Genomic DNA, 2,255 nt, shown 5'->3' with positions numbered 1-2,255 from the left:
GTGAGCGCGATGCGAACCGCATCACGCTTGAACTCCTCGCTGTGTGTCGCTGCCATATCCTGTCTCCTTTGAAGAGAGCATCGCTCTCAGAAGACCGGAACGGAACAGGTGCAGGTCCACCACACCATGCTGATGCAGGAAGACCATGATCTCGCGGATCACCTTCTGATCCGCCCAAACGGTGGTGATCTTGGCGGCGCGGACGGGGCCGATCCCCTCAACCTCGCGCAGGCGCTCGGGCGTCGCCTCGATGATGTCGAAGACGTCGGTGCCGAAGCTCCTGACCAGCCGCCGCGCATAGACCGGCCCGATCCCCCGGATCATGCCTGAACCAAGGTACTTCTCGATCCCCTCGACGGTGGAGGGCGCGTGCGTCTTCAGGAACTGCGCCTTGAACTGCAGGCCGTGGGTTCGGTCGTTGAGCCAGAAACCGGAGGCCGTAACCCATTCTCCGGCCGAGATCATCGCAGCATGGCCGACGAGCGTCACAAGGTCCCGATGCCCGCGTGCCTTCACCCGCAGGACACAGAAGCCATTTTCGGCGTTGTGGAACGTGACCCGCTCGACCAGTCCGGCAAGCACTTCAGCCGGGCTGTAAGCGACCTGCGGGGTCATGAGCGGCGCAACCTGCAGCCCGCTTAGTCAGCTGTGTCGGAGCCTTCGGGCGCCACCTTCGGCTTGCGACCGCGCCGCACCTTTGGCGCCTCGCCCTCTCCGCCGGCAGCATCCGGGGCCTTGCGGCCGCGCGTGGCCTTCGGCGCTTCAGCACCCTCTCCGGTCACGGCTTTGGAACTGCGGCCCCTGGTTGCCCGTGGCGCATCGGCTGATCCCTCGGCTGCCGTATCGGCCGCGGCTTTGGGAGGGCGTCCGCGCCTCGCCTTTGGAGCCTCCGCTGCCTCTTCCGCGACGGCCTTCGGCTTGCGCCCCCGGCGGGCGCCTATCACTCCGGCGGAAGCGGAGGATTGTGCCTCCTCGTCTGCTGCGATTTCACGCTCGGCCTGCGACCAGTGCTGAGCATCCTGCCCCTCCGGACGGCCCGCCTGCTCCCACAGAGCGTGCGCCCGGTCCCGGACCCTTTGCGTGCGTTCGTCATTCATCGCGAATTCTCCTTCTGCCATGGCGGACACCTGATGCCTGTCAAAGCGCTTAGCGGGGTTGCCACCGTCTGAACATCTGTACCTCATCGTGGCAGAGATAAGCGATGCAGCCAACGGCCTCTGTGGCGCACCACTCGAGGCGCATCAAGCTGAGGCGGAGTGGCTGGGTGACGCGGTCAGCCAGCTGCACATGTTCCCCTGCGCCGTGCCGGTGATGGCGGTACGCCGTTCTGGAAGACGTCCCATACTTACCATTCGGCCACCGATCCGTCAGCATGGCGCCAAAGCGGGTTGCGCCACCGATGGCCGGTCGATGCGGCACGAACTACGACCTCTCCATTGATCTCGACGCCCAAACCCGAACCCTGCAGCATATCAACCATGCCATTCTTGTAGGAAAAGACGCTTGGATCGACCAGATAATCCAGAAGGTCGCCACCCTCGTTGTAGTGGATGCCCAAGGATTGCTCCTGGATAAAGGCGTTGTGGCTGACCGCGTCCACCTGAAGGCACGCGGCCAACGCGATGGGAACAACCATCTGGGCGGTACGATGAAAGTCTTGAGCGCGATGATCTTCACGGCTGGCTCCTTAGGATCAAGGTTGCGGCTTTGTCGCCCACGGCAAGCGCCGCGGCATTGGTGTTACCTGAAACGATGTTCGGCGTCATAGAAGCATCGATGACGCGCAAGCCGTCTACGCCCCGGACCCGCAGTGCAAGGTCCAGCACTGCCATGGGGTCGTTGTCCGCCCCCACCCCTCTTGCAAAAGCAGCTTCTGGTCCTCGATTAGCGCCAACTTCATAGACTCACAGGCCTGCTCGATATCGCGAGCGGCGATGGCGTTGAACAACGAGTTGTAGCCGCGCTGGTATCCGCCTTCGTAGCCCGGCCGGATCTTGCGGTGATCGAAACGGGAATGTCGGCTTCGAGTCCCTTTCCAGCCGGTCGAGCTGACACCAGGCTGAAAATCACATTGGAGGACCTACGAAAAATGCAACGGGCGATAATCCGGTCGGCCACGGATCACGACGTGGGGAGTATCGAGAAGATCGTCGATGAAGCCTATTCGCACTACATCGAAAGAATTGGCTGCAAGCCTGCTCCAATGACCGGTGATTATACCGCGCTTGTCGCCTCAGGCAGCGTATGGGTGCTTA

3 protein-coding genes and 1 pseudogene are annotated in these 2,255 nt (G+C 62.5%); all 4 read right to left on the bottom strand.

Translation table 11 applies throughout. The features are described from left to right. Window positions 1-21 precede the first annotated feature (21 nt). The 4 genes and pseudogenes from OC184_RS19950 to OC184_RS19940 all read right to left on the bottom strand — a co-directional run bounded on the left by OC184_RS19950 (window position 22) and on the right by OC184_RS19940 (window position 1,853). A complete protein-coding gene (locus OC184_RS19950; protein WP_265508925.1) occupies window positions 22-615 on the bottom strand; it encodes a YrrC family ATP-dependent DNA helicase in 594 nt (197 codons plus the stop codon). A 23-nt stretch (window positions 616-638) separates the two neighbouring features. Then, a complete protein-coding gene (locus tag OC184_RS20650; RefSeq protein ID WP_378926060.1) occupies window positions 639-1,097 on the bottom strand; it encodes a DUF2934 domain-containing protein in 459 nt (152 codons plus the stop codon). Between the two features lie 248 nt (window positions 1,098-1,345). Further along, window positions 1,346-1,648: pseudogene (locus tag OC184_RS19945) on the bottom strand (enolase C-terminal domain-like protein); the annotation flags it as partial. Window positions 1,649-1,673: 25 nt separating this feature from the next. After that, complete coding sequence (locus OC184_RS19940; protein WP_265508924.1) at window positions 1,674-1,853, bottom strand: GMC oxidoreductase; 180 nt, start codon at window positions 1,851-1,853, stop codon at window positions 1,674-1,676. Between the last annotated feature and the right edge of the window lie 402 nt (window positions 1,854-2,255).

This window comes from Paracoccus rhizosphaerae, from assembly GCF_026162645.1.
Lineage (GTDB): Bacteria > Pseudomonadota > Alphaproteobacteria > Rhodobacterales > Rhodobacteraceae > Paracoccus > Paracoccus rhizosphaerae.
The sequence above is the reverse complement of the archived record's forward strand: the minus strand, read 5'-3'. Positions and strand labels throughout refer to the sequence as shown.

Excerpts from the sequence above, each read along its gene's own strand:
- OC184_RS19950 (WP_265508925.1), bottom strand. The coding sequence starts at position 615 with ATGACCCCGCAGGTCGCTTACAGCCCGGCTGAAGTGCTTGCCGGACTG.
- OC184_RS20650 (WP_378926060.1), bottom strand. The coding sequence starts at position 1,097 with ATGAATGACGAACGCACGCAAAGGGTCCGGGACCGGGCGCACGCTCTG.